This is a genomic window from Paenibacillus sp. JCM 9796 (assembly GCF_055379675.1).
The window spans coordinates 3,604,569-3,631,325 of sequence record NZ_AP043723.1; the positions used below are offsets into that span (position 1 = coordinate 3,604,569).

23 protein-coding genes are annotated in these 26,757 nt (G+C 58.4%); 18 read left to right on the forward strand and 5 right to left on the reverse strand.

The window, feature by feature from the left end:
- Positions 1–455: 455 nt before the first annotated feature.
- Positions 456–6,497 carry an alpha-amylase family glycosyl hydrolase gene (locus ACZ439_RS17400; RefSeq protein WP_464619980.1) on the forward strand — a complete coding sequence of 2,014 codons (6,042 nt, stop codon included), beginning with the start codon at positions 456–458 and terminating at the stop codon, positions 6,495–6,497.
- Between the two features lie 131 nt (positions 6,498–6,628).
- Here the strand turns inward: ACZ439_RS17400 and ACZ439_RS17405 are convergent, their stop codons facing one another.
- The 3 genes from ACZ439_RS17405 to ACZ439_RS17415 all read right to left on the reverse strand — a co-directional run bounded on the left by ACZ439_RS17405 (position 6,629) and on the right by ACZ439_RS17415 (position 9,903).
- The gene (locus ACZ439_RS17405) at positions 6,629–8,026 is read right to left on the reverse strand and encodes an ABC transporter substrate-binding protein (RefSeq protein WP_464619981.1); all 1,398 of its coding nucleotides are present in this window, start codon (positions 8,024–8,026) and stop codon (positions 6,629–6,631) included.
- Between the two features lie 93 nt (positions 8,027–8,119).
- Entirely contained in the window at positions 8,120–8,944 is an 825-nt protein-coding gene (locus ACZ439_RS17410) for a carbohydrate ABC transporter permease (protein WP_054798304.1), read from the reverse strand.
- On the reverse strand, positions 8,941–9,903 hold the full coding sequence (locus tag ACZ439_RS17415) for a carbohydrate ABC transporter permease (protein WP_464619982.1): 963 nt from the start codon (positions 9,901–9,903) through the stop codon (positions 8,941–8,943). The genes ACZ439_RS17410 and ACZ439_RS17415 overlap by 4 nt, the downstream gene beginning before the upstream one ends.
- A 272-nt stretch (positions 9,904–10,175) precedes the next feature.
- On the opposite strand from ACZ439_RS17415, the gene ACZ439_RS17420 reads away from it, so the two are divergent.
- The 12 genes from ACZ439_RS17420 to ACZ439_RS17475 all read left to right on the forward strand — a co-directional run bounded on the left by ACZ439_RS17420 (position 10,176) and on the right by ACZ439_RS17475 (position 20,597).
- Positions 10,176–11,861, forward strand: a complete 1,686-nt coding sequence (locus ACZ439_RS17420) for a serine/threonine-protein kinase (protein WP_464619983.1) — start codon at positions 10,176–10,178, stop codon at positions 11,859–11,861.
- A 166-nt stretch (positions 11,862–12,027) separates the two neighbouring features.
- On the forward strand, positions 12,028–12,930 hold the full coding sequence (locus ACZ439_RS17425; RefSeq protein WP_054798206.1) for an SAF domain-containing protein: 903 nt from the start codon (positions 12,028–12,030) through the stop codon (positions 12,928–12,930).
- 2 nt (positions 12,931–12,932) lie between these two features.
- Positions 12,933–14,180, forward strand: a complete 1,248-nt coding sequence (locus tag ACZ439_RS17430; protein ID WP_054798207.1) for an AAA family ATPase — start codon at positions 12,933–12,935, stop codon at positions 14,178–14,180.
- 25 nt (positions 14,181–14,205) lie between these two features.
- Entirely contained in the window at positions 14,206–15,708 is a 1,503-nt protein-coding gene (locus ACZ439_RS17435) for an ATPase, T2SS/T4P/T4SS family (protein WP_230876199.1), read from the forward strand.
- The gene (locus ACZ439_RS17440) at positions 15,705–16,688 is read left to right on the forward strand and encodes a type II secretion system F family protein (RefSeq protein WP_201318061.1); all 984 of its coding nucleotides are present in this window, start codon (positions 15,705–15,707) and stop codon (positions 16,686–16,688) included. Before ACZ439_RS17435 ends, ACZ439_RS17440 begins: the two co-directional genes overlap by 4 nt.
- Before the next feature lie 27 nt (positions 16,689–16,715).
- A complete protein-coding gene (locus tag ACZ439_RS17445) occupies positions 16,716–17,618 on the forward strand; it encodes a hypothetical protein (protein WP_054800235.1) in 903 nt (300 codons plus the stop codon).
- A 5-nt stretch (positions 17,619–17,623) separates the two neighbouring features.
- Positions 17,624–17,791 (forward strand): hypothetical protein, encoded by a 168-nt coding sequence (locus ACZ439_RS17450; RefSeq protein ID WP_155615044.1) that lies wholly within the window; start codon positions 17,624–17,626, stop codon positions 17,789–17,791.
- Positions 17,792–17,819: 28 nt separating this feature from the next.
- Positions 17,820–17,996 (forward strand): hypothetical protein, encoded by a 177-nt coding sequence (locus tag ACZ439_RS17455; RefSeq protein ID WP_164751947.1) that lies wholly within the window; start codon positions 17,820–17,822, stop codon positions 17,994–17,996.
- A 1-nt stretch (position 17,997) separates the two neighbouring features.
- Positions 17,998–18,156: a hypothetical protein gene (locus tag ACZ439_RS17460; protein WP_164751948.1), complete on the forward strand. Its 159-nt coding sequence runs from the start codon at positions 17,998–18,000 to the stop codon at positions 18,154–18,156.
- An 84-nt stretch (positions 18,157–18,240) separates the two neighbouring features.
- On the forward strand, positions 18,241–18,744 hold the full coding sequence (locus ACZ439_RS17465; RefSeq protein ID WP_230876198.1) for a hypothetical protein: 504 nt from the start codon (positions 18,241–18,243) through the stop codon (positions 18,742–18,744).
- Positions 18,692–19,321, forward strand: coding sequence for a hypothetical protein (locus tag ACZ439_RS17470; RefSeq protein WP_230876197.1), 630 nt, complete (start codon positions 18,692–18,694; stop codon positions 19,319–19,321). The genes ACZ439_RS17465 and ACZ439_RS17470 overlap by 53 nt, the downstream gene beginning before the upstream one ends.
- 85 nt (positions 19,322–19,406) lie before the next feature.
- The gene (locus ACZ439_RS17475; RefSeq protein WP_054800236.1) at positions 19,407–20,597 is read left to right on the forward strand and encodes a M24 family metallopeptidase; all 1,191 of its coding nucleotides are present in this window, start codon (positions 19,407–19,409) and stop codon (positions 20,595–20,597) included.
- 71 nt (positions 20,598–20,668) lie between these two features.
- Here the strand turns inward: ACZ439_RS17475 and ACZ439_RS17480 are convergent, their stop codons facing one another.
- Together ACZ439_RS17480 and ACZ439_RS17485 are read right to left on the reverse strand one after the other, a co-directional pair.
- Positions 20,669–20,887, reverse strand: a complete 219-nt coding sequence (locus tag ACZ439_RS17480; RefSeq protein ID WP_054800237.1) for a hypothetical protein — start codon at positions 20,885–20,887, stop codon at positions 20,669–20,671.
- Positions 20,888–20,890: 3 nt separating this feature from the next.
- The gene (locus tag ACZ439_RS17485; protein ID WP_464619984.1) at positions 20,891–21,979 is read right to left on the reverse strand and encodes a HupE/UreJ family protein; all 1,089 of its coding nucleotides are present in this window, start codon (positions 21,977–21,979) and stop codon (positions 20,891–20,893) included.
- Positions 21,980–22,108: 129 nt separating this feature from the next.
- Here ACZ439_RS17485 and ACZ439_RS17490 point away from each other — a divergent pair, with 129 nt between their 5' ends.
- From ACZ439_RS17490 to ACZ439_RS17510, 5 genes are all read left to right on the forward strand, one after another.
- Positions 22,109–22,486 carry a hypothetical protein gene (locus tag ACZ439_RS17490; protein WP_054798210.1) on the forward strand — a complete coding sequence of 126 codons (378 nt, stop codon included), beginning with the start codon at positions 22,109–22,111 and terminating at the stop codon, positions 22,484–22,486.
- Positions 22,487–22,775: 289 nt separating this feature from the next.
- Positions 22,776–23,063: an Asp-tRNA(Asn)/Glu-tRNA(Gln) amidotransferase subunit GatC gene (gene gatC / locus ACZ439_RS17495; RefSeq protein ID WP_054798212.1), complete on the forward strand. Its 288-nt coding sequence runs from the start codon at positions 22,776–22,778 to the stop codon at positions 23,061–23,063.
- 28 nt (positions 23,064–23,091) lie between these two features.
- Positions 23,092–24,549 carry an Asp-tRNA(Asn)/Glu-tRNA(Gln) amidotransferase subunit GatA gene (gene gatA / locus ACZ439_RS17500; protein ID WP_127609906.1) on the forward strand — a complete coding sequence of 486 codons (1,458 nt, stop codon included), beginning with the start codon at positions 23,092–23,094 and terminating at the stop codon, positions 24,547–24,549.
- Between the two features lie 18 nt (positions 24,550–24,567).
- Positions 24,568–26,016 (forward strand): Asp-tRNA(Asn)/Glu-tRNA(Gln) amidotransferase subunit GatB, encoded by a 1,449-nt coding sequence (gene gatB, locus ACZ439_RS17505; RefSeq protein ID WP_127609908.1) that lies wholly within the window; start codon positions 24,568–24,570, stop codon positions 26,014–26,016.
- A 201-nt stretch (positions 26,017–26,217) separates the two neighbouring features.
- Positions 26,218–26,676, forward strand: a complete 459-nt coding sequence (locus ACZ439_RS17510; protein ID WP_464619985.1) for a GNAT family N-acetyltransferase — start codon at positions 26,218–26,220, stop codon at positions 26,674–26,676.
- The last annotated feature ends 81 nt before the right edge of the window (positions 26,677–26,757 follow it).

Below are 26,757 nucleotides of genomic sequence, written 5' to 3' on the forward strand. Positions count from 1 at the left end.
GGCGCGATAGCGGCAGATGGATAAGGAGATGGGCGTTTGCCCATCTCCTTATTTTTGTGCCCGTAGAACGGCAGCGCGCCAAAGAGGTGAGTACATCAACATTTTCACCCCAAACGATCAATTTTTTCCGCTTACGGCGCATGAAGCGAAGTGTTAAGATGAAAATAAAACCCAATATTTGGGATATTGGGCAAACGTTTACATCATGTTGTATGCGCATACCAAATCTCGCGTTTGCACGGGTTCTGAACCCTTTAATGCTTGTCGGTTATGCGCCAAAGGGGCCATTAACGCCCTTCTTTCCCGCCACGCTTCGATCCTGCTGCGAAAGGACCGGAAGCGGGTTGCGTGTACGGCCCGCCCGATCGGACAAGAAGACCCGCACCAACCGGTATCTACGCGGTTAGCCATGCCGCGCCTGGATATAAACGTACATAAAGGAGGTTCATGAAGTCATGTCATTCCTGCAAAGCAATCGCAGCCTGAGAGGGGTTGCCGTCCTGACGATCGCGCTTATGCTGTTTCAGGCGCTGTTCGGACTGACGGTCGGTCCAGCGAGGGCGGCAGCAGCCATTACCGCCGACGAGCTGACGGATCAGCCGGGAGGGACGACGAAGTGGGTGGTCGTCGGAAGCTTCCAGGGCTGGTCGAACGATTCGGCAGAGACTCGGATGAAACATTTGGTAGGGGACTTCTACCAGTATTCCCGCGTGTTCGAAGCAGGCAGCTACGAATTCAAGCTGGTGCGAAGCGGCACCTGGGACGGATTCAGCCACAACGGCAACAATTTTTCCTTCTCGCTTGCCGAGACGACGAAGGTTAACTTTTACATCAACGAAGCCATCGGCGAGGCTCGCATTTCGCTGCCGGACGTGCAGGGGCTGACGCAGTATGTGCCTGCGCTCTCACAAGCCCAGTGGCCGAGGCTGGTGGGCAATCTGCAAACGCTGTGGGGCGAGAGCGAGTGGTCTCCAAGCGAGGCGAAGCAATTTTTCGTCGATTATAACTTTAACGGCACCGTGTACAAGCTCCAACGCACGTTCCCGGCCGGTTCGTACGAAGCCAAAGTTAATTTCAGCGACAGCTGGAACGGCAACGATTACGGCGCTAACGGCCAAAATGTTAAACTCGTCACGATCGACCCGGCGGAGGTCACCTTCACGATCGACTATGCTGCGGCGAACAAAACGCTGACGCACGATTACGTGCCCAAGGAAGGCACTTTCGACGGCGACATCCAGAAGGATCAGCTCGCCTTCGACAGCCGCTCGGTTACTTACAAAAAGCCGTTCGGCGCCATTGCCGCCGGCGAGCAGGACGTGACGCTGCGGATGGCCGCCAAGCGCGATGACGTGCAGACGGCGAAAGCCGAGCTGACCGCGCCCGACGGGCTCTCGACCTCGTATGCGATGCGGCGGGTGACAAGCGTTGAAGACAAGGACTATTTTGAAATCACCGTTCCGAAAAGCGCTTTCGCCGGTAAAATCGGAATCTGGGGTTATAAGTTCATTCTTATCGACGGTTCGACCAAAACGGAGTATGGCGACGACGGCAGCCGCGGCGGAGCCGGTGCGGTCAGCGACGAAGGCGCAATCCCTTACGACTTGACCGTTTACGATCCGCATTACCGCACGCCGGATTGGATCAAGCATGCGGTCGTCTATCAAATTTTCCCGGACCGTTTCTTTGACGGGAGCGAGGCGAACAACCGGGCGAAGCTGCTGGACGGCGCGCGCGGAGCGAACCGTCCGGAGTATGCGACGAGCAAGAACGGCCAGAAGCTGCAGTACTTCGACGGCGGCGTGGGCAGCGATCCGGCGGCCGATCAAGTATGGGGCGAGTGGTCCGACATGCCGGAAAATCCGGACCGCCTCAAGCCGGAGAACGCGCCTTACTATCCGGACGCGAGGTCCGACGGCGCGTGGACGAATGAATTTTACGGCGGCGACATTCAAGGCATCCTGCAGAAGCTTCAATACTTAAAGTCGCTCGGCATTACGGCGGTGTACTTGAACCCGGTCGCTTGGGCCGCATCCAACCATAAATACGATGCCACCGATTATAAGCACCTCGATCCGATGTTCGGGGAGCCGGTATACGTTATACCGGGTGATCCGAAGTCCGGGCTCGATTATGTGAAGACGCGCGAAGCGTCCGATCAGGTGTTTCAAAACTTTACGAAAGCGGCCCGCGAGGCCGGCATTAAAGTCATCAACGACGGCGTGTTTAACCATGTCGGCGACGATTCGATTTATTTCGACAGGTATGAGAAATACCCGGAGATCGGGGCCTACGAATATTGGGCGAAGGTGTACGACAAGATGAACGGCGAAGGGAAAGCGCGGGCCGACGCGGAAGCGGAGGTGCGGGCTTCCTTCACAAGCCGCATCAATCCGATGACAGGCGCGAACTACAGCTGGCCGGACGATTTCCGGTACGTCAGCTGGTTTACCGTCTTGAACGAGAAAGTGAAAAACCGGGATGACGACGGGCTTCACTATAAATATGACGCTTGGTGGGGCTACGACTCGCTGCCGGTTATGGATGCGAAAGAGCCGCAAACGACGCCTACGGAGTATTTGCCGGCGGATACGTTGTCCATTCCGGGACAGCATGAGTGGAATAACATCGATTACCGCGATCATGTGATCGGGTACGATCTTACCGGGCGTTCCGATGCGTCCGCACAGCAGCAGATGCAGGCCGTCGGCTCGCAGCGCTGGCTGTGGATGGGGACGACAGGCTGGCGGCTGGACGTAGCCCCGGACGTATCCGGAGGCACGTGGGCGAAGTTCCGCCAGGCGGTTAAATCCACCGCCGGACGCACGGACGCGAATGGCAGCAAGATCGAAGATCCCGTGCTGATCGGCGAAGAGTGGGGCGTGGCGACGCGTTATTTGCTGGGCGACCAGTTCGACTCGGTGATGAATTACCGGTTCCGCGGAGCGATCCAAAACTTCATCGCTTCCGGTAACGCGGACAATTTGAATCAGGCTTTGGAGTCGATTCGAGAGGATTACCCGCGGGAAGCGTGGCAGGCGATGATGAACCTTGTGGGCTCGCATGACACGACGCGCTCGATTACGAAGTACGACCATCCGGAGTGGGAGGAGGAGCACCTGGCGATGGCGCCGGAAGCGAGCGCTAACGCGTTGAAGCAGCAGGGGCTGACCGCTATTTTCCAGATGGGCTATCCAGGGGCTCCGACGATCTATTACGGCGACGAGGTTGGCGTAACGGGGACGAAGGACCCGGATTCCCGCCGGGCGTTCCCTTGGGAACGCGTGACGGCCGAGGGAGACGGCGGTTTTAAGGGCAATGGAGCGTACCAAGAGCTGTTCGGGATCTATCAAAAGGCGGCGCAGATCCGAAACAGCGAATCCGTCTTCCGCACCGGCGAAATCATGACGGCTTACGCCAAGGACGATGTGATCGCTTATGCCCGCAAAAATGAAGCGAAAGGCGCGATGCTGGTCATCAACCGCAGCCATGCGGAACGCACGATCGAGGCCGACGTGGCCGGGTTTCTGCCGAACGGATTGGTCCTGAGCGACCGCCTGCACGGTCAAGTGGAGAGCACGGTGACCGGCGGGAAGCTGACGCTCACGATTCCGGCCCAAACCGGCCTGATGATGGTGTCGACGGTTAATCTGCAAATGGTGCCGCAGGTAACCGGCGTGACGGCGCAAGGGCAAGACGGACGCGTCGAAATCGGGTGGTCGGCGGTGCCGGGCGCTGAAAGCTACCAAGTGTATCGCGCCGCCATCGAGGGCGGATCGCTCACCATGGTCGGCACGGCGAACGGACTCGCGTATACCGACGTGAACGTTACCAATGGGACCAAATATTACTACGCGGTGACCGCGAAGATCGGCGCCGGCGAAAGCTTCCTAAGCGAAATGTCGGCCGCCACGCCGGCTTACACGATTACGGGCGTCGATACGCCGTCTGCGGTGACGAATGCGGTGTATCTTGGCGTCGGGAAGACGACCGGTAAAATTACGGTTGATCTGAGCGTCAGCGGTCTCACCGATAATCCGGTATACGCCGGCAAAGAGGCGCCGAACTTGATTGCGCGGCTCGGCTATTACAAGGACGGCGCCGATCCGGCGGACGCTCTGGAGACAAAGCTCCGTTACGAAGCCGATAACGGCGGCGCGAAGACGTATTGGGCGTCGTTCGAACCGACGGAATCCGGGGAATACCGTTATTTTGCGAAAGCTTCGACCGATAACGGGGAACGCTTTACCGTTTCGCCTACGGTGACGCTGCAGGTTTATGCCGATCCATACGACGTCGTGCCGCCGTCGGCGCCGGTATTGGCTGACTTCACGGTGGAGTCGAACCGGGCGCATGTGAAATGGACGGCTTCGGATGCGACGGCGGCGGGTTACGAGGTGTACCGGAAGTCCGTGACGGATGCGGTTTACCGGAAGATCGCGACGCTGGATGCGGCAGCGACGAGCTACATCGATTATACGGTCAGCAACGATACGGCGTATACGTATCAAGTGGCTGCTTACGATTTGGCTTACAATCGGGCGTTCTCCGACGAAAAATCGGTCACCCCGCGCCTGGTCATGGTGGATGTGACGCTGCGTTTGCAAATACCGGGCTACACGCCGACGAGCGACGATATTTATTTGGCGGGCAGCTTGAACGGATGGAATGCCAGCGGCACGAAGCTGCAGGTGCCGAGCGGAGCGACGGACCGCAATGTCGTTGAATATTCGTTCAAAATGATGGCCGGCAAAACGATCGAGTACAAATATACGCGCGGCTCCTGGGATACCGAGGCGTTTACGAGCCACAGCCGTGTGGCGAACGATACGTCCGATTACGGCAACTGGGCGTACAGCTCCACCGATACGAACATGAAGCTGACCATTGCGAATCAGGGCGATAATCGAATGACCGTCAACGACTACGTCCTGCGCTGGGTCGATATGCCGATGATGATTTCGATGCCGCGCATATCGTACGGGGACGATATCGTATTCTCGACGGCGGAAGAGAACGTGAAGCTGAAGGCGGTCGTACCTTATGGGGTGGCTTTCACGATTAACGATCAACCGATTGAGCAGGGGGCGATGGATGCCTACGGGAACGTGGAAATTCCGGCGCTTGCGCTGAAGCAGGGCTTGAATGAGTTCGTGCTGCACATCGAACCGACAGAAGCGACGCTCAATCTGCCTTGGTATACGGACAAAGGGCGTAAAAGCCAGGCGACGAAAACGATCAACATGAAGGTGACGCGTACGTCGGGAACGACACCGGGGCCGGGTAACGGCGGACAAAACCCCGATACAGGCGATGACGATGGAGGAACCGGCGGGGCCGTTAGCGGTAGTGTCGGCAGCCCTAACCAACAAGGCGGCGAGCGGAAGATGGTTGGCGAAGAAGCGCTCCGCGGCGGAACCGATCGGGTAACCGTAGAGCTTGGAGCGAAGCAGAACGAAGTGCTGCTTCCGGCGACAGCGGCCGACGTGGTCGGTACGAAGCTGCTGGAGATCAAGAGCGGGAACGTATCGCTGCTGCTGCCTCCGGCTTTGCTGAAGGAGCTGCAGCGGCTGATTCCGACGACGGACTTAGCGGCGGGCGCGAATATATGGATCCAAGTGAAGGAAGTGGATGCGGCGTCCGCGAATGCGCAGGTCGCACAAGGCGCGTCGGGGTCGGGCGCCGACGTGAAGCTGGCGGGCAAGGTGTACGCTTTCGGGCTGTCAGTGGTGACGAAGGACGGCAAGGCTCTGACCCTCGAACGGTTCGAGCAGCCGGTGACACTGGTGTTCGATGTGGATCCTGCCGCGGATAAGAAGCTTGCCGGGATCTATTACATCGACGATCGGGGCCGTCTCGAGTATATCGGCGGTGCTTGGGAGAACGGACGGCTGAAGGCCGACGCGTACCATTTCAGCAGCTACGCGGTGCTTGAATATGACAAGTCGTTTGACGATTTGAGCGCGGAGCATTGGGCGGCCGGTACGATTCGGGAGCTGGCGGCGAAACATGTGATTGACGGGGTGAGCGATCGTCTGTTTGCTCCGGAACAGCCTGTTACCCGCGCCCAATTTGCAGCCATGCTCGTACGGGCATTAGGAGTAAGCCCCGCCAAAGATGCATCCGCTGTACCGTTTAAGGATGTTGACCGTGCAGCCTGGTACGCTTCGAGCGTAGCTGCCGCCTATAGCCGCGGTCTCGTGAGCGGGCGGGACGAAGCGGTGTTTGCGCCGGACGAACAAATTACGCGGGAAGAGATGGCGGTCATGATCGTCCGCGCTTATGAAGCGACAACGGACGCGAAAGCGCCGGAAGCGGACGCTGGTGAAGCATCGTTCCTGGATGCGAAGCTTATCAGCCCGTGGGCGGCCGCTTCTGTGCAAGCCGGTGCGGCGCTCTCGCTGCTCGAGGGCCGGGCTGACGGCGTGTACGATCCGCAGGGCACGACAACCCGCGCCGAGAGCGCGCAGGCGCTGTGGAATTTACGGAATCGATAGCTGCGATTGCGGCGAGTCGTCTATAGCGAACGAAGCCGTGAGCGGATCAGCAACGGTAGCCCGAATTCAAAAATCCCCCGTCCGAGCCTTAGGGCCCGACGGGGGATTTTTGTGCGGTTTCCTATCTAAACTTACTTGCTCACCGTCTTGTTGTACGTGCCGATCTTGCCGCTGATTTCCTTGGCGGCGCCCTCGAGCGCTTCCTTCGGCTGCTTTTTGCCGTTGAGCGCTTCTTCGATGGCGCCTTCGGTCAATTGGCGGGCTTCCGGGAATACGCCCATGACCGCGCCTTGCGTCGCTAAATTCGCTTTCGTCGCGTGCAGCTGGTCGACGGCCGTTTGGAATTGCGGGTACTTCGTCAGGTTGTCTTTGACGATTTGCTCGTCATACGCTTTTTTCGTAATCGGGAAGTAGCCGGTGTTCACGTGCCAATACGCCTGCTGCTTCGCATCAGCCAAAAATTTGATAAACTCCCAAGCGCCCTGCTGTTCGGCTTCGGAACGGTTGTTCAAAATGTACAGGCTGGCGCCGCCGACGATCACCCCGCCGTCCTTCGCGCCGGACGGCTTCGGCAGGAAGCCGGTGCCGACTTGGAACTTCCCTTCGGCGGAATTGACGATGCCGCGCAAGGAAGCGGTAGAGTCCAGTGTCATCGCAATTTGACCGGCGGCGAACGCTTTTTTCGTATCGTCGGTTTTGCGGCCGAGATTCAGCATCGTTTTGTCGTCGACCATCTGCTTCCACCAGGCAAGCGTCTTGACCCCGGCGTCTCCGGCAAGCAGCGATTCCGTAGCCAGGCTCGTACGTCCGTTGCCGTTGTTCAGCAGCTCTGCGCCTTGGTTCGCGAAGAACTGCTCCATGAACCAGCCGTAGATCGCGAACGATCCGCCCGCTTTGCCGTCCTTCGTCAGCTTCTTCGCCGCATCGGCGAGCTCTTCATACGTGGCCGGCGGTTTCTCCGGATCGAGCCCTGCAGCCTTGAACATATCCTTGTTGTAGTAGAGGATCGGGTTGGACGTGTTGAACGGCATCGAATACAGCTTGCCGTCGACCCGGTAGTAATTCAAGATATTTTCTTCCAGTGAAGAAACGTCATATTTATCTTTATCGATAAAAGTTTGCACAGGAGTAATCGCTTTGGAGTCGATCATGAAACGGCTGCCGATTTCGTACACTTGGATGAGCGCCGGACCGCTTTTGGAATCCATGGACGCTTTCATTTTGTTCAAGCTTTCATCGTAAGTGCCTTGGAATACCGCTTCGACGACGACGTTTTTCTGCGAAGCGTTAAAGTCGGAGACCAGCTTGTCCGCCGCTTTGCCCAGCTCGCCGCCCATCGAATGCCACCAGACGACTTTAACCGGCTGGTTTGTTGGAGCCGCATCCTTCTTTGTGCTATCGGCTGCGGGTTTTTCGGAATTCGTTGCCGTTCCCCCGGAAGGTGCCGTCGTGCCGCCACAAGCCGCCGTCAGCGCCATCATGCCGGAGAGCACAAGGGGCAGCGTCGTTTTCGCGTTCAGAAGCTTCATAATGATTGTTTCTCTCCTTTTATAAGCTTTTATATAGAGGACGGGGGTTCGGATGGGAACCCGTCGCGCTATTTCACCGAGATCGTGCGCCTGTCAGCCTTTCAACGCGCCGGCGGTCATCCCGCCGACAAGCTGCTTCAATCCGAGCGCCAGCAGCAGCAGCGAAGGCAGCAGCACCATGACGACACCGGCGAGCACCAGGTTCCACGAGGTCATCTCTTCGAATTGCAGCATGCTGATGCCGATTTGCACCGTGCGTCTTTCCACGCCGTTCGTGACGAGCAGCGGCCATAAGTACATGTTCCAATGCGTTAAAAAGGAGTACACGCCAAGCGTCGCCAGCGCCGGTTTGGACAAGGGAAGCACGAGCATCGCAAAGCTGCGCAGATGGCCGCAGCCGTCGATTTTGGCCGCCTCGAACAATTCCTTGGGCAGTTGAAGGAACCATTGGCGCAGCAGGAACGTGCCGAACGCCGTTGCGAGGAAGGGGACGATCAGCGCTTGATACGTATCGAGCCAGCCCCAGCTTTTGACCGTGAGGTAGTTCGGAATGATCGTCACTTCCCACGGAATCATCATCGTCGATAAGAACAAGGTGAACAGCAGCGCTTTTCCGTAAAAGCGCAAGTACGCGAACGCGTAAGCGGCCAGACTTGCGGTGAGCAGCTGTCCGATCATGATCGCGCTGGAAACGAGAAAGCTGTTGAGAATGAAGCTTCCGACGGGAATAAGCGCCAGGGCTTCTGTGAAATTCGCCAGGTTGAGGCCGCTCGGCAGCAGCCGGGGCGGGTACGCGACCGATTCGGAATCCGTCATCATGGAGGCGGAGAACGTGTACGCGATCGGGAAAATCACAACCGCTGCGGCAGCGGACAACAGCCCGTAGGACAATAGCCGATGAAAGACGCGCTGTATCATTGATAATGCACCTTCTTTTCAAAAAACCTGAATTGGACGACGGTTAAAATTAAAATGATCACAAACAGCACCAGCGCCTGCGCGCTGCCGATCCCGAACCGGAAGTTGACGAACGCATCGCGGTAAATGTTGAATACGATGACGTCCGTGCTGTTCATCGGACCGCCTTTGGTCAGGAGGTGAATTTGACCGAACGATTGAAAAGCACCGATTACAGAGACGATGGCCGTAAAAAATAACGTAGGCGATACAAGCGGCAGGGTAATGCGGACGAAGGTACGAAGCGGACCGGAACCGTCGATTTTCGCGCTGTCGTATATTTCTTCAGGCACGCTCTGCAAACCGCTCAGCAGCACGATGTAGGTGAAGCCGAGGTTCATCCAAACGGTCATGATCGAGACGGAAACCAACGCCCAAGCCGGATCGGACAGCCACCGGACAGGCTCGAGGTCAAGCAGGGTCAGGAAGTAATTCAGCATGCCGAGCGTCGGGTGGTACAGCATCATCCAGATGACGGAGCCCGTGCCGACCGATATCGCGACCGGAAGGGAGAAGACGAAGCGGAACGCCTTTATGCCGCACAGCTTCTGATGGGAGAGAGCGGCCAGCAGCAGAGCGACCGCGATGCCTGTAGGAACCGTCAGCAAAGTGAAGGAGAGGGTCACCTTCAAGCTTGAGTAAAACAGCTCGGACGAAAACAGTTCTTTGAAGTTGTCCAAGCCGGCAAATGCGGCCACGCGTCCGCGCGGATCGGTTAACTGGAAACTGAGATAGACCGACTTCAGCAAAGGGTAAAACAGAAAAACTGCGAACAGCGCAAGCGAAGGAGCCAGAAAAACGTAGGCGAGCGCATTCTCCTTGAAGGCAAGGGCGCGAGCACTGTGCCGCTTGCTGGCGGCCGATATCGATTGCCGGCGGATCGACCTGCGCATCATCGCATCATTTTCCGATAAAGACATGACGGTACCTCCTAGCGAACTGGTTGGAACGTTCTAAGTATAACGAGCGTGTGTTAACGATAAATCAGAGGGATGTAAATGTTTTATGGAGCGGCGCCAAAGATTTACATGTTCTTAACCAAATTTCGACGGAATTTCAGCTTGCTTTTCTGGGAAATTTATGATAATTTATTAACAAAATCCATATGATGTGTGCGGAAGAACCGCCTGATCCATGCTTTAGCTGCGTGGATGGGGCGGTTTTTTGTCATGGCCCGATAGGAGGTGAAGCCGTGGAGGGACAGCCGCAAGGTTTGACAAAAGGGGACATTTTGGCCGGGAGATATCGAATCGCGTCGGCGATCGGCAGCGGCGGGATGAGCCGTGTGCTGCTGGCCGAGGATTTGAAGCTGACCGGCAAACGTTGGGCGGTCAAGGAGATGTACGCCGGTCTTGAAGGGCCTCGGCGATCTGCGCTTCGTCAGGCGATGCTGCTTGAAGCGGAAACGATGAGCCGGCTTGCGCATCCGAGTCTTCCGGATATCGTCGATGTCGTACCGGTCAATGCAGGCGGATTTCTGTACCTCGTGATGGATTTTATCGAAGGGGAGACGCTGGAGGAGCGGTTCTCCCGGCAAGGCAGCCGGATGGAAGCGGGACAGGTCGTTCAGCTTGCCATGCAGCTGTGCGGTCTGCTCGATTATTTGCACTCGATCCGGCCGGAGCCGGTCATCCACCGCGATCTGAAGCCGTCCAATCTGATGATCGATCCGAGCGGGCGGGTGCGGTTGATCGATTTTGGCACGGCCCGCCGCTACAAGCCCGAGAGGACGGCGGATACGGTGAACCTCGGCACGATAGGGTTCGCCGCGCCGGAGCAGTTCGACGGCCGCCAAAGCGATCCGCGTACCGATTTGTATGGCTTGGGCGCGCTGATGTATTACCTGCTGAGCGGCGGCATTCACTACACGGCGCAGCGGATGCCGGAGCGGAGCTTGCCGGCGGATTTGGCGCCGGTCGTGCTCAAGCTGCTGCGCGCCAGCCCCGCCGAGCGGTACGCGGACGCCCGCGAGACGGAGGCGGCGCTGCGCGATTGGCTGGCGGCGCAGCGCAGGCAGGCACCGCCGGCGCCGGGGCCTGCGCCATCCGCCGGCGGTGCGGGCTGGGCGCCGCCGCACGTCGTCGCGGTCGGCGGCTTGTACGCCGGCGCCGGCGCGACGTTCATTGCGCTGGCGCTGGCCCAGGCGCTGCACGAGCGCGGCGTGGCGCACGCCGTGATCGAGCCGCCTTCGCCGCGCGCGGAGCTGGCCGCGCTGTTGTTCGCGGATCAGCACGCGCCGCCGCATTACCGCTACTATGACGAAGACGGCGGCGGGCTGCGGCCCGAGGGGCCGGCCTGGGAGCGGGGGCAGACGTTGTGGCTGCCCTCATCGGCAGCGTCCGGGGCAGCCGCTGCCGATGAGGGGGCTTCCGCCTTCGCTGACGCGGGCGCTTGGTTGAAGCTGTTTCATGCGGTGCGGCGGCCGATCCTGATCGTCGATATCGGCGATCGCTGGGAACAACCGGAGACGCGTTCGTTATTGGAAACGGCGACCGACGTCATTTATGTCGTCGACCCGCTCGTCCACAAGCTTCAATTATCCGCGAGCAGACGGCGTTTGCAATTTTTGCTGGACGAAGTCCGGCCGGGACGCCGGTTGTACGGCTTTGCCAACAAATGCTTGCCGCGCGCGGAGCAGGCGGCCTGGCTGCGGCTGCTCCCGGAACGTCCGGGCTGTCTCGTGCCTGCGGTCGATTTTGCGGGCGTTGCGGAGAGCGGGTGGAGAGGGCGCTTGCCGGTTGAGCATCCGATCGTGACGCAAGCCGTGCTGGCTTGGGTGGAGCGCTGGCTCCCGTCAGAGCTTAAACCGGTGCGCCGGTCGGCTTCCCCGTCGCTTGTGCCGAGATTCCTTCGCCGCCTGCTGGCGCTGGACCCATGATAAATCGTAAAGGGAGGAGGAGCTTGCGATGTTTCGTTCCCGTTGGAAAAAAGTAAGGCGGAGCTTGCTGCAGGAATTGAAATGGCCGCAGCGCTTTCGCTACGCCTAATGCCGTGAGTTAGTGGATGCGTGTAGCAGACGTCTTGAGGCAGGAAGGGGGAGTCATTTGCAAAAACCATGGATCGGCGGCTTGCTCGGCTTGTTGCTGATGGCTTGTTCGGTCGGCGGGTACTGGTATTTCATGAAACATACGGAGGTCGAGATGCAGTCGATGGAAACGATAAAGCCCGTTCGTCTGCTGCAGAGCGGACAGGTGATCGAGGCAAGCATGCTGAGAACCGTCCGCATCGCTCAAGCGGCGCATCATCCGCAAGCCGTCACGAATCCGCAATTCGTGCTAGGCCAAACCGTAACGGTTCCGATCGACAGCGACGAGGAGCTGCTGCCGTGGAAATTGACGGATACGCGCATGACGCCGTTGAACGACGAACGTTATTTTAGCTTTAAAACGGACGCGACTGTCAATGTCAACAATATGGTACGGCGCGGCGATCGAGTCGATGTATGGGTCGAATTCGAATCGCCCAGAGCGATTGCGGACCCGTCAGGTGTAATCACCGGCGTGGGGGCGGTCAAAATTATTGAACAGTTGCCGGTAGCGGCGGTCAAAACGGCGGAAGGCCAGGAGGTCGTCGATGGCGGGACGCTCGATCCGATCATTCCCTCGGCGAAAGCCGCGCTGCAGGAGACGCGCTCCAAGCCGAACGGGAAGCCGGAGCTCAACACGTATATCATGAGCGATGAGGTGTATGAGGCTTATGTGATCGGCGGCACCGGAGGCCGCATCAAGCTGGCGCTGCCGGATTTGACGACCCGGATGACGGGCGGAGGCAAAGTGACCGAGCTTTATACGCGCCTGAAGGAGGCGGACGCGTTCTCGCCGGAACCGCAAGCGGCGGCAGTACGCCCGAAGGTCGCGCTGTCCGAAGCGCCGAAGCAGGAGCCTTCTGCGCAACCGGCTCAACGCGCGCAACCGTCGCAAGCGCGAACACAGGAGGTGAAACCCTAACGATGAGAACCTTGATCGCATATCCGGACAGCGAGACGCCGGAGCAAGGGCTGGAACGGGAGCAGGCTTGGTCAGTCGCGCCGGATAAAGTGACGGGGCGGGAAGCGATGTTCTCCCGGCTCGCCGAACCCTATGATGCCATCGCTGTCCATAGCGGTATCGGATATGACGCCTATCCCTGGGATTGGATGCCGGCCCTGCGCCGACTGCAGCCTCAGGCGCGAATTATGGTGGCGCTCGATGAGACGGTTTCCGACTCGTTTATGATGGAAGCGATTTGCCGGCTTGCCGATGCGTTGTCCTTTGCTGTCCTGCCGGCCGGTATAGAGGGCCGGAGTAGGATCGAGGCCTTCGTCTCGTTTCTGCAGGGCGAAGCTGTCCGCGAATCGTACCGGCAGGAGCCGGGCGCTGTGAACGGAGCGGTCGTGACCGTGTGGGGGGCAGCAAGCAAGGACGGCGCGACGACTGTTGCGTTGAATACGGCGCTGGCGCTCGCTTCGCGCGGCGGGATTCGCGTCGGTTTGATCGACGCTAATCTGCGCAATCCGGAAGTGAAGGCGCGCCTGAATGTGAACGACCCCGGCATGGCCTCGTTTGTCATTCGCTCCAAGCTGCAGACGCAGCGGCTGCGGCCGGAAGAGCTGGTCGGCGCTTGCATTCGTTACCGGCAGCGGCTGCCGCTTTACATTTTGCCCGGATCTCCGAGGCGGGACACGGCGCAGGACGTGACGCCGGAGATGATGACCCATCTGATCGCGGCGGCGCGTCAAGCTTTCGATGTAACATTCATCGACGTCAACAGTTATCCGGATAATGCGGCTACGATTTGTGCCGTGCGGGAAGCGGATCACCGCTGGCTCGTCACGCAAAACCGGTATGCGTCTTATCGGACAAGCTGGGGCGAATGGTACGCTTGCTTTTGGTCGTACTGCGGGCTTGCGCCCAAAGACGTATCGCTCATCGTGAATCGGTCGTATGACGGGGACAGGCCGGAGCGGATCGCCGATTATTTGGGTATGCGTCTGGCGGCCGCCGTACCGAACGTGCCCGGAGGATTGGGACTCGCCAGCGCCGACGAAGGCGTTCCGCTGTACGATCGGCCGGGCGCCGAACCATTCACCGCCAGTATTGATGGACTCGCAGCGCAGCTGGACGGGCAGGACGAAGCTATGTCGGCGGGTGCCGCACCCGTAACGGCTGTACGTCCGAAAATAAGCTGGCTCCATCGGTTCGCGGCGAAGTTCGGCTAGAGACTGGAGAGGAGGAGCGAAGAACATGTCGAGCGGGTGGATGAATAACGATGCCGAAGGTGCTGTCGGGCCGCCAGAACCGCAAGGATCGGGAACCGAAATGCGGTACTCGGTGCGCCCGCGCGTCAGGTTCGACGCAGCGCGGTACGTGAAGGAGCTGACGCAAGCGGGGCAGCACTTCGTAAGGAACGGCCTTGTGGCAAACCCGGCAAACGCAGCAGCGGCGGAAACCCGCCGAGAACGGAGGCTCCCGCTAAAGGCTGCCGCCGCATTGATCTATGAGCATTTGACGGAACGCTCCAAAACGGATCAGCCGCTGTATGAAGACATTATCCAAGCCGGCCTCGGCGAGCCGATGGCGCAGTGGCGCATGAAGGCGGTTATTGAGACGCTGCTGGTCGAATACCGCTTGCATGTCGAACCGTCGACGCTAATCGCGCCCTTAACGCCGACCGAATGCATCTTTGCCGAAACGTGCGGCGCCGGCTTGATCGAGGATTTGTACCGGCTGCCCGATGTGGAGGAAGTGCAGGTGATCGGCGCCGATATATTTTTATTGAAAGGAGGTCGGATGGAGCGGCATTCCCGGACGTTCTCCTCGCTTGAAGACGTCCTGCGGCTGCAGGACCGGCTGGCGCTCTGCGGGAAAAAGCCGATTAACGAACGGAAGCCGTTCGTTCAATCGTACATGTGGAACCGGTCGCGACTCGTCATGACTCGTCCGCCGTATTCCGACGTGCCGAGCATTCATATTCGCAATTTCATCGTCAAGGACGTTACGCTCTCGCAATTGGTCGGTCTGCAAACGTTGAATGAGCCGATGGCCGAACTGCTGCGGCTGCTCGTTCGGCATCATGCCAGCCTGCTGATCGGAGGCGGCACCGCAACCGGAAAAACGACGTTTTTATTCGCACTGGCCGGTGAAATTCCCGAATCGGAACGGATCCGGACCTTGGAGAAGGAGTTCGAGGTGGCGCTGCGCGAGCGGCTGCGGGGGAAGCGAAACATTTTGGCGGTACGGGAAGTGGAGGACATCCAGCTTTCCATGGAAGAGTCGTTCAAGCCGCTGCTGGTCATGAGTCCGCATTGGGTCATCGTCGGCGAGGCTAAAGGGGCCGAAGTGGCGCAAATGGTGCAGGGCGCGCTGCGCGGACACGATATGATGGGGACGATGCATACGAAGTACCGCGATTCATTCGTCAGCGACGTGGTCGATATGATCAAGCAAGACGGCCGTCATCACGATGCGGGGGATGCGATGCGGCGGGTGGCGAGAGCGTTTAACGTGCTCATCTTCTTGCGCCTTGTGAATGTAGCAGGCCGGCCCGTTCGGGTCGTCACCGAGATCACCGAGCTTTCGGTGAATGAGAATCAAGAGGTATGCGTCCGCCCGCTCGTCGAGTGGGATTATGCGGCGCAGACGTGGCGGTTTACCGGACAACGGTTCAGTAAATCGCTGACCGATCACTTGCTTGCGGGCGGAGCGCAGCCCGGCGATTTTCAAGCCTTGGGGGTGTGGGACGAATGAACGATTCGCTGGTCTGGTATGCGGCGGCGAAAAACATGCTGCTCGGTAGCTGGGCCGCCGGTTCGCTGGCGGTTACGATATGGCTGCAGCGGCGGCTAACCGCCGTCTGGGATTACCGCCGTCGGCATCCGGCGTTGTATCGCTCTGCCTCGCAGTCGTCGCGGCTGCAGCGGCTGCTTCTTGCCAAGCCGGTTCGCCATCTGAGGGAGGAGCTGGATTTGGCCGGACTTAGCCTGGGGGCGGAGACTGTCATCACCGGCATGCTGCTGCTTGGGCTGGTCGGCTTGTTCGGCTCGGATGCGCTGTTGCAAACGACTTCCCGGCATATCGCATTAGGCGATGCGGGGTTGAGCGAAGTTCATGTATGGCCCTTGAGCGCCGTCGTGTCGCTAATAGCCGGTTCGATCCCGTACATCCTGATCCGGTTTCGCGTGCAGCGCAAGCGTCAAAGAATTGCGCTGCGGATGATCATGGTCGTGCAAAATATAATCGGACACTATCGGCCGCGGTTGACGCTCGCCGAGGTGATAGCGGGCTGCTCGCTGACGATGCCGGACGAGGTCCGCGGAGAGTGGCGCCGCCTGGAGCTCGCCCTGCATATGAAGTCGATCGACGAAGCGTTGTATGAGTTTGCCGAGCGGGTGGACAACGAATGGGCGCATGACCTGACGGATCTGCTGCTGATCGGGGTTCATTACGGAACCGATATGACGGAATCGCTTCACCACTTGGTCGGCAAGATGCAGACGTCCAAACGGCACGAAGAAAATCGGCTGGCCATGATTACGGTATATCGGATCGGCACTACGTTTATGGTCTTTTTCGCTTTTTTTATTATCGGATTTAATGTGTACGCCGATCCGCACAACTACCGTCATTATTTTGTTGACCCTGTGGGGAAAACGCTGCTGCTTCTTTCGTTCGCTGTCATGTTCGTCTCGATGCTGCTGGTCATTCGTTCGGGCCGCCGGGCTTTCTGAAATTCGCGTGCGGGAAGGAGGTGAACAATGAACGGGCTTGGAGGATATGGTTGGCTGGGCATGTTTGCAGTGGGCAGCGCCATGCTTTCCTTTACGCTGGCGGGTACGATACGGATCGGACGGACAAGCCGGCTCGCGTTTATGCTGGAACGGCTCCGGGAACGGGAACGCTTGAGCCGGTTAACGCCGCGCGAGGCGGAGAAGCGATCCGCCAAAGAGCGGGCTTTTCTCGAGAAAGCCCGTTTGGCCGGGGTTTCCGCGCAATGGAGCTTTGCCCGCTATAGACAGCTCCAAGGTCTGCTTGGCGCCACGTTGGCAGGCTTGCTGGGGATGGCGTATATGGCTGCCGAACGAATTTCGGGTACGGCGTTTTCATTTCCCCCGGATGCTGGTCTGGTGGTTAAGCTTATTCTAGGTTTCGGGGCCGGGTGGTCGCTGCCTCATGTTGGGCTGCTGGCGGCGGGGCATTCCCGTAAGGCGAGGCTGCTGATGGAGATTGCCAAGCTCTCTCATCGCTTGTCCGTTTGCGTGAGCGAACGAGCCGATATTCGGGAGCTGCTGCTTCGCGCAGGCCGGCCGCTCGTGCTGCTCAAGCCTTACTTGCAGGAGCTCGCCGTCCTTTGGGGAAAGGACCGCGGGACTGCGATAAGGCGGTTTCGCGATGGGGTCGGGATTTCCGAGGCGTATCCGCTTGTGAATGCTTTAGAGGCGATTCGCCGGGCGGATTCGCATGAGGTGGCTAAAGTATTGAAGGAGCAAACCGCAGGCATTGAGGCGACGCTATCGGCTGAAATTAATCGTAAGCTGGAGAATGCGCCGATTTGGATCAGCTTCTACATCATGGTGCCGTTTGCCGTCATCGTGCTGCTGTTTTTGTACCCGTGGCTGGTATCGATTTCAGAGCAGTTAAGGACGAGCTTTCAAGGATAAGGAGCTTGTCTGAAGAAGGGGGGAAATCCGGTTTGTCCAAGCTCGTGATTGCCGTGCTTGTCACCGTGCTGCTCGGCGGCACCGCGTTATATGTCGTCGGGAGCCAGCTGGCGCCTGCTGCGGGAACGGCTGGAACGCAAACCCGGGCACGCATTGAAGCAGCGTTTCAATAAGATTTCATGAAGAAAGGGTGCAGAAAGTATGGGGAAATTGGTCATTGCGTGTTTGCTTACCGTATTGCTGGGAGGGGCGGCGATGTTTGTCGCCGGCACTCGAATCGGGCCCGCCGTCGGCTCCAAAGGCGGCAGCATCAATACGAGCATCACGACGGCTACGGTCAATCAGACGAACGGCAACGTGACCGCAACGGCGCCTTAAGATGAGTAAAATCGTAATCTTATGCCTGATGGTCGTCTTCATTTTCGGCATTTGTACGTATGTGTTCCGACCGGGCGCCGGCGGGCTTCAGGACGAGGTGCGGAACGGCCACGACACGATGACCATGAAAATCCGCAGCTTCGATTACGTAACGAATTGACGGAGGTGAAGTGTAATATTCGGCGGAGTCCTCCCTTATTGGAGAAAAGAGAAACGGTCGGAAAGCCGGGGGGCGAACGAACATATGAACCGCATGCGTCACGCACAGAGTTCGAATAGCGCGGTTGAGTTCGCGTTCGGGGTATGGCGGGACGAGCGGGGCATGGCCAACGTGCTCGTAACGTTGTTTGTGATGCCGCTGCTGTTATTTCTGTCCTTCGCTATCGTTCCTTTCTTCGTGTACGCGATGAAAGCGAACCATCTTCATACGTTAGCCAACCATGCATTGAAGGAGGCGGAGGCCGTCGGATACGTCAGCCCGGACATTCGAAACCGCTTAACCGCTCGCCTTGCCGAGCTCGGCATGGAGGGCGTGAACTTGAACGGAACGATATATCCTTCCTACGCCGGCAGCACCGGTTCGCTCGTGCTGCGCAGCGCGGCCGATCCGGTCGTGAAGCTCGTCGTCACCTATCCGGCGCCGAATGTCACCCGCATGCTGCGCGCGGTCGGCGGGGGAGCGAGTCCGTCCGAGCATGAAGGCTTTTATCGCCTGGAATTGTATGGCCAAAGCGAAGCATATGAGTAGCCGGTCTGCGGTAGGCGCGAATGCACCGGGGGTGCTGCGCTTTTGGAACGACGAGCAGGGCGGCTTGCATCTGGTGCTGTTCGCTTTGCTCGGGGTGGCCGCCGCCTCGTTCCTGTGGGTCGTCGCCTGGAATTGGCTGCTTCACGGGCACAGCCTGAGCCGAGCGAAGCCGCTGCTCGATCATGCCGTACGCGCCGCCTCGCTTCAGCTCGATCCCGGCGAAGCGGCTCTAGGCAGGCTCGTTTGGGACGAAGCCGCGGGCAGAGATCATTTTCTCCGTTATTTACGGTTGAATTTCAAGCTGAACGGCGATCTGACGCCTCAGCCGGGCAGTCCGCTCGAATCCGCTCCTGTCGTACACCGGCTGGAATTCGTCACGCATTCGACTTATCCCTACGAGCTGGTCCGGTCGGTTACGGTGCGCGAAGGCGGCAATCTTCAAACGACGCGAAACGTCCGCGTCACGATCTACGGTCCGTCCGTTGTAGCCGTTGTCGAGCTGGAGCGCTCGCTGCTCGGGCTCGGCCGAAAGGAGCCGATCGTCCTTAGCAGCGTCGCAAGCGTCCGGTTCCGATAGGCGTCCGTCTCCTTTGACATGACCGTGATACAGCGTGTAAGGTTAGAGCATGCATGATGAAACGGTACATACGGGAGGCAGGAGTATGAGCGAATACAAACAGAGGGTGGGACGGCTGCAGCACAAGCTGCAGACCGGCGGTTTCGACGGCATGGTCGTCACGCAAAATGTCGATTTGTATTATTTGGCGGGCTCGATGCAAACGGGGTATTTGATCGTCCCTGCTTCGGGAGATCCGAAGTTTTTCGTTCGCCGCAGCGTCGCGCGCGCAGAGGAAGAATCGGCTTGGCCGGTTGAGCCGCTCGGCTCGCTGCGCGAGTTTGCCGGACAGCTGGGAGCTGCGTTTCCGGATCTTGCCGCCACCACCGGCCGGAGTCCGGTCAAGCTGGCCGCCGAATTCGACGTGCTGCCCGTGCAGCTCTTCCAGAGGCTGCAGCAATCCTTGGCGCACGTGGAGTGGAAGGACGGATCGGCGCTGATTCGCGAAACCCGGATGATCAAATCGCCGTTTGAAATCGAAGCGATTCGCAGCGCCGCCCGCGTGATTAACGACGCATTCGAGGATGCGTTTGGCTGGTTGAAGCCGGGAATGACCGAGCTCGAAGCGATGAGCCGCATGGAGTACTTTGTTCGCGAACGCGGCCATATCGGGATCATGCGCCTGCGCGGGTACAACCAGGAAGTCATTACGGGGATGCTCGGGGCCGGCGACGCTGCGGCGACGCCCACCTATTTCGACGGTCCGGCGGGCGGGCTCGGCCTGTCTGCTGCGAGTCCGCAAAGCTCCAGCCGCCGCCCGTTCGAGACGAACGAACCGATCTTGATGGATGTCGGCTGCTGCATCGGCGGTTACGTCATCGACCAAACGCGTACCGTCGTATTCGGTTCGCTGCCGGACGACCTGGCCTACGCTTATGACGCGTCCGAGCGCATCCTTCGCAGCGCCGAAGGGCTGCTGCGCCCCGGCACCGTCTGCGAGCAGCTGTACGCCGAGTCGCTGCGGCTCGCAGACGATGCCGGCCTGGCCGACCATTATATGGGCTATGGCAGAGATCAAGTGAAGTTCCTCGGCCACGGCATCGGGCTCGAGGTCGACGAACTTCCGGTACTCGCGCGCGGGTTCAACTATCCGCTCGAGGCGGGGATGGTAATTGCCGTCGAGCCGAAATTTACGTTTCCCGGCAGGGGCGTCGTCGGCATTGAGAACAGCTATGCGATTACGACGGACGGCTTCGAGAAGCTGACGATTTCCCGCGAAGGCCTTATCCGGCTATAAGCTGGATAAGGGCGGTAGGGCGGCGTAGTCACGTATCGCGAATGCCGCCCCGCGGATTCCCGCAGTACGGTCTAATGCCGGGGATGTCCTCCGCCGGGCCGCTTGAATCCGATACATCGATTTATACGATTGTCGGCTTCCTGATGCACAACAGGCCGTACCGTCCCTTCACCGGGCGGTACGGCTTTTCCATGCGTGCTTCGCCAGTGCGGCAAGCCGCTTCCCGCCGCTTCACGAAGCAGTCGGCCGGTCTCCCGGATCCAATCAAGCGAACCTCCGTTAGCTCTCACCCGTTATCTTCCGGCGATCAAGCCGCCGCGCTCCAAAGCCCAGTAAGCGGCCAAGCCGAGCACGAGCAGTGATCCGGCGATCGTAACCGTCCGCCGCGCTTTTTCGGTTCGGGCGAGCTTCAGCCAAGCCGGCAGAAGGAGGGCGACCACGCCCAGCTGTCCGGCTTCCACGCCGACATTAAAGCTGACGAGTGAGCTGTTGAAATAGGCCCGCGGCAGTCCGACTTCCTCAAGCGCTCCGGCAAAGCCGACACCGTGAATGAGTCCGAAGCCAAGCGTCAGCAGGAGGCGGCGGCGCAAGCCGGGGCGAGTCATCCCCAAGTTTTCGGCGGCGACGTAACAGATGCTGAGCGCAATCGCGGTCTCGACCCCAATCGGAGGCAGAGACAACAACCCGACGGCAGCCAGTATCAGCGTCGCGCTGTGAGCCGCTGTGAAGGCCGTGACTATCCATGCCGCGTCCGCCCAGCGCTGTACGGCAAGCAGCAGGGAGAACAAAAACAGCAAATGGTCGTACCCGGTCCATATGTGCAGGACACCCAGCTTGAAATAGGTCCATAGGACCGTACCCCATCCTGCCGGGTGAAGCGCCGCATACGCGTACGTTCGATGCTCCCTGTCCAGCACCGCTTGGTCGAGGTCGTCCCCTTGTTCGATCAGCGCGAAATTCAGATGAAGCGGATCGACGTCATCGAATAACAATCCGTATTCGATCGTGAACCCGCTGACCGGCGCGTCCGTCTCGAATCGCATCCGGAAGGTGACGCCGGAGACAGCGTCCTTTTCCGCCGGCTCCATCTCCTTCAACGTCATTCGCATCGGCTCAGCCTGCTGGATCAAACGAACATGCTCGCTCAGGTAGCTTGTCAACTGCTCGCGCCGCTCGTTCAAGTCATTACCCAGAACACGCCCGTTTCCGTCGACATCGAATCCGAGCAGGCTTTGCTCCGGCACGAACAACTCGTAATCGACGGCGTTCAAACCGACGTTCAGGTACGAATAACCATTGTTCAGCGGATGGGCGTAGACCGTGTCTCTATCGTTGCTTACCCCCCAAAAAAATGATATGATTAATAGAATTAAGAATAGCAACCGACAACCCTTGTAGGCCGGATTCATGATACACCTCTCAATGAATATGCTATGAAACTAGTTATCCCATATACCAACACTACCATGAATCAAGAGGGCTAAGGCCGGATTTGCGAAGGGGGAACGACCATGCTGCGTTTAGGGCAAAAAGTAATCATTATCGGGGACAGCTTTGAACAAAATTTGCCTATCGGCGAATACGGATATATCATCGCATACGATCGCAATGCGGATAATGTGTTTGATTACGTCGTACGCGTACCGAAGACGAACAAGCATCACTTCGTGCCTGGCGACGATGTCGAACTGGAAGAAGTGCTGCTTGCGCAGGAAGCCGACCGCATTGAACGCGAAGCGCTGATTGATTTTGCGCTTGCAACGAAGAACGAAGGGCTGTTCCGACGCATCATGAACGGAGACAGCGAGGAAGCGCCGGCGGAGTCGAACAAGGACGTACAGTCCAATCAAGACTTCATTCGGCAAATTCATCTGAAGGCGTGGATTTAACCGTAATCGAGCGTGGCAAAGGCCGGATTCCGCCAAGGAGTCCGGCTTCTTTTTGCGATTCTTACAGCCCGGCAGCCAGCGTATGACCGGGCAACGGCTCAGGAAGCGGCTTCCCTGGCAGGTAACCTTGCGCCAGATGAATCCCCGCCAGCTTGCAGTTTTACGCGAAATCGGTTCCTCCATTATATCAACTGCAGCATCGCTTGCACACGCCGTATCTGTAATTGAGTTAAAAAGGCAACTAAGCTATAATAGTAGGAATGATTAGACAAGAAGCGAGGTGCAGAGGATGAGTATCACCATCAAAGATGTGGAGCATGTAGCGGCGCTGGCCCGTTTGGAGCTGAGCGAACAAGATAAGGAACGGTTCGCCGGACAGCTGAGCGCCATCTTGAAATATGCGGAGCAGCTGAACCAGCTCGATACCGACGATGTCGAGCCGACCAGTCATGCGATGCCTCTTGTGAACGTGATGCGGGAAGATACGGTCAGGCCGTCTTTGCCGATTGACAAAGTGCTGCTGAACGCGCCGGACGAAGAGGACGGACAAATTAAAGTACCGGCGGTGCTGGAATAATTAGCTTCATTGAAGGGAGGATATCCGCTTGTCGTTGTTGAATTTGCGTTTGCAGGACGTACATAACAAGCTTCATGCCAAAGAAATTTCCGTAACCGATGTGGTGGATGAATCGTATCGGCGCATCGCTCAGGTGGAAGATAAGGTCAAGGCGTTCCTTGCGCTGGATGAGGAGAGAGCCCGCGCAACGGCGAAGACCCTCGACGCGCGGCTGGGGACCGACGATTCCAAAGGCCTGCTGTTCGGCCTGCCGATCGGTGTGAAAGATAACATTGTGACCGAAGGGCTCACGACGACGTGCGCCAGTCAATTTCTCAAAAATTATAACCCGATATATGACGCCACCGTGGTGAAAAAGCTGCAGCAAGCCGAAGCCGTCACGATCGGCAAGCTGAATATGGACGAGTTCGCGATGGGCGGATCCAACGAAAACTCGAGCTTCCATCCGACCTATAACCCGTGGAATCCGGATTATGTGCCCGGCGGCTCCAGCGGCGGTTCCGCTGCGGCGGTCGCAGCGGGCGAAGTGTTCTTCTCGCTTGGCTCGGACACCGGCGGTTCGATTCGCCAACCGGCGTCTTACTGCGGCGTCGTCGGGATGAAGCCGACCTACGGCCTCGTTTCGCGATTCGGGCTCGTCGCTTTTGCATCGTCGCTCGACCAAATCGGACCCTTGACGAAGAACGTCGAGGACAGCGCCTACCTGCTTCAGGCGATCGCCGGACACGACCCGATGGATTCGACTTCGCTCGACGTCGACGTGCCCGACTATCTCAGCGCGCTTACCGGCGACGTCCAAGGCCTCCGAATCGCCGTACCTAAGGAGTATCTCGGACAAGGCATCGATCCGAAGGTGAAAGATGCCGTGCTCACGGCGCTTAAAACACTCGAAGGTCTCGGCGCTATCGTAGAAGAGGTATCGCTGCCGCACTCGGAATATGCGGTCGCGGCCTACTATTTGCTTGCTTCCTCGGAAGCCTCCTCGAACCTGGCAAGGTTCGACGGCGTTCGTTACGGCGTTCGGGCGGACAACCCGAAGAACCTGCTGGACGTCTACCTCAAATCCCGCAGCGAAGGCTTCGGCGATGAAGTGAAACGCCGGATCATGCTCGGCACGTACGCGCTCAGTTCCGGTTATTACGACGCTTATTATTTGAAGGCGCAAAAGGTGCGCACGCTCATCAAACGCGACTTCGAACAAGTATTCGAGAAATACGACGTCGTCATCGGACCGACGGCGCCGACGCCTGCCTTCCGCATAGGCTCGCAGCACGGCGACCCGTTGACGATGTATTTGAACGATATTTTGACGATCCCTGTCAACTTAGCCGGTCTTCCGGCAATCAGCGTACCGTGCGGGTTTGCGGACGGATTGCCGATCGGACTGCAGGTGATCGGCAAGGCGCTCGACGAATCGACGATTCTGCGCGTGGCGCACGCTTACGAGCAGCATACCGATTTCCATAAGCAGCGCCCGCAGCTTTAATGAAAGGAGCGACCTCACGTGACAGCGGCAACCGATAAAAAGTATGAAACCGTCATCGGCCTCGAAGTGCACGTCGAACTGCACACGAAGTCCAAAATATTTTGCGGCTGCTCCACCTCTTTTGGAGCTCCGCCTAACACGCACACGTGCCCGATTTGTCTCGGTCATCCGGGCGTGCTGCCCGTATTGAATAAGCAAGCGCTGGAATATGCGATGAAAGCGTCCATGGCGCTGAACTGCCAAGTGGCGACAGAAAGCAAATTCGACCGGAAAAATTACTTCTATCCCGATTCGCCCAAAGCGTACCAAATATCCCAGTACGATAAACCGGTCGGCGAACACGGCTGGATCGAAATCGAAGTGGGCGGCGAAACGAAGCGGATCGGCATTACCCGCGTTCACTTGGAGGAAGACGCCGGCAAGCTGACGCACGTTGACGGCGGGTATGCCTCCCTCGTCGATTTCAACCGTGTCGGTACGCCGCTTATCGAGATCGTCTCCGAGCCGGATCTCCGCTCTCCGGAGGAAGCTCGCGCCTATTTGGAGAAGATCAAGGCGATCATGCAATACTGCGACGTCTCCGATGTGAAGATGGAGGAAGGGTCGCTGCGCTGCGACGCCAACATCAGCCTTCGTCCTTATGGGCAAGAGCAGTTCGGCACGAAGGCCGAACTCAAGAACATGAACTCTTTCCGCGGCGTACAGCGCGGTCTCGAGTATGAAGAATGGCGCCAAGCGGACGTGCTTGACGGCGGCGGCCAAGTCGTGCAGGAGACGCGCCGCTGGGATGAGGCGCAGGGCAAGACGCTCCCGATGCGAGGCAAAGAGCAGGCGCACGACTACCGCTATTTCCCGGACCCGGATCTCGTGGCCGTGTACATCGATGACGAGTGGAAGGAACGAGTCCGGGCTTCGATTCCGGAGCTGCCGGATGCGCGGAAGAAACGGTACGTCGCGGAGTATGCCTTGCCAAGCTACGACGCGGAAGTCATTACCGCATCCATGAAGCTGGCCGACTTCTTCGAGGAGAGTCTGAAATACACCAAAGACGCTAAAGCGGTGTCCAACTGGATCATGGGCGATCTGCTCGGTTATTTGAACGCGAACGGCCTGGAGATTACCGATGTGCAAATCACGGGCAAAAGTCTTGGCGAAATGATCGGTCTCATCGAGAAAGGAACGATCAGCAGCAAAATTGCCAAAACCGTATTTAAGTCGATGCTCGAAACCGGGAAAGATCCGCAGACCATCGTCGAAGAGCAGGGCCTCGTGCAAATCAGCGACGAAGGCGCCATAGCCGCAGTTGTCGATCAGATCGTCAGCAATAATCCGCAGTCCGTCGCCGACTTTAAAGCCGGCAAGGACAAGGCAGTCGGCTTCCTCGTCGGTCAGGTCATGAAGGAAACCAAAGGAAAGGCGAATCCCGGATTGGTCAATAAGTTAATCCTGGATCGCCTTAACCGTTAATCTGTATACATTAACATATTCAAGGCCGTCTGCCCGTGCGCAGACGGCCTTTTTCCATGCCGTAAAGGGCCGTGCCTTCTAGGGACGGGAACCCTTGCCCCGCTGTCTCTGACCTGGGTATAAAGCCCTCATGCATCCGTTCTCCCCTTGCGAAGGGGAACAGGTTCTGATAATATGCATCCAACGGAAAGGTGGGACGCGATGATCGATCCGATTGATTTGAACGATATGCCGCAGGTGCTTCAACTTCTGGAGCTTCAGCAGATTGCTTATCGCATCGAGGCTGAGCTTGTCGGTTTTGAAGAAATTCCGCCGCTGTTCGATTCGCCCCAGTCGCTGCGAGACTCGCAAGAATCGTTCTTCGGTTACTTCGAGGAAGGCCGACTGGTGGGGGCCGTCGCCTGCAGGCAAAGCGCTAAAGAGCTTACGATTTGCCGGATGATGGTGCATCCGGATTTTTTCCGGCGGGGTATCGCGGGCGCGCTTTTACGGCATATCGAATCATTTGCGGTCCCTGGGGGGATCATGACCGTCTCGACGGGAACGAATAATACGCCGGCGGTTAACCTATACGAGAAACATGGCTTCGAGCCCGTGCATGTGCAGCTGCTTGCCCCCGGCATTACGATGACGAAGTTTATGAAGTGCGTGGACTCGTGACCTCCGGACTCATTGCCCCTTCATGCCGGGTGCATCCTGTTCGTGGCGGGAGATCCTATTTTTTCGCTGCATGTTATTTTT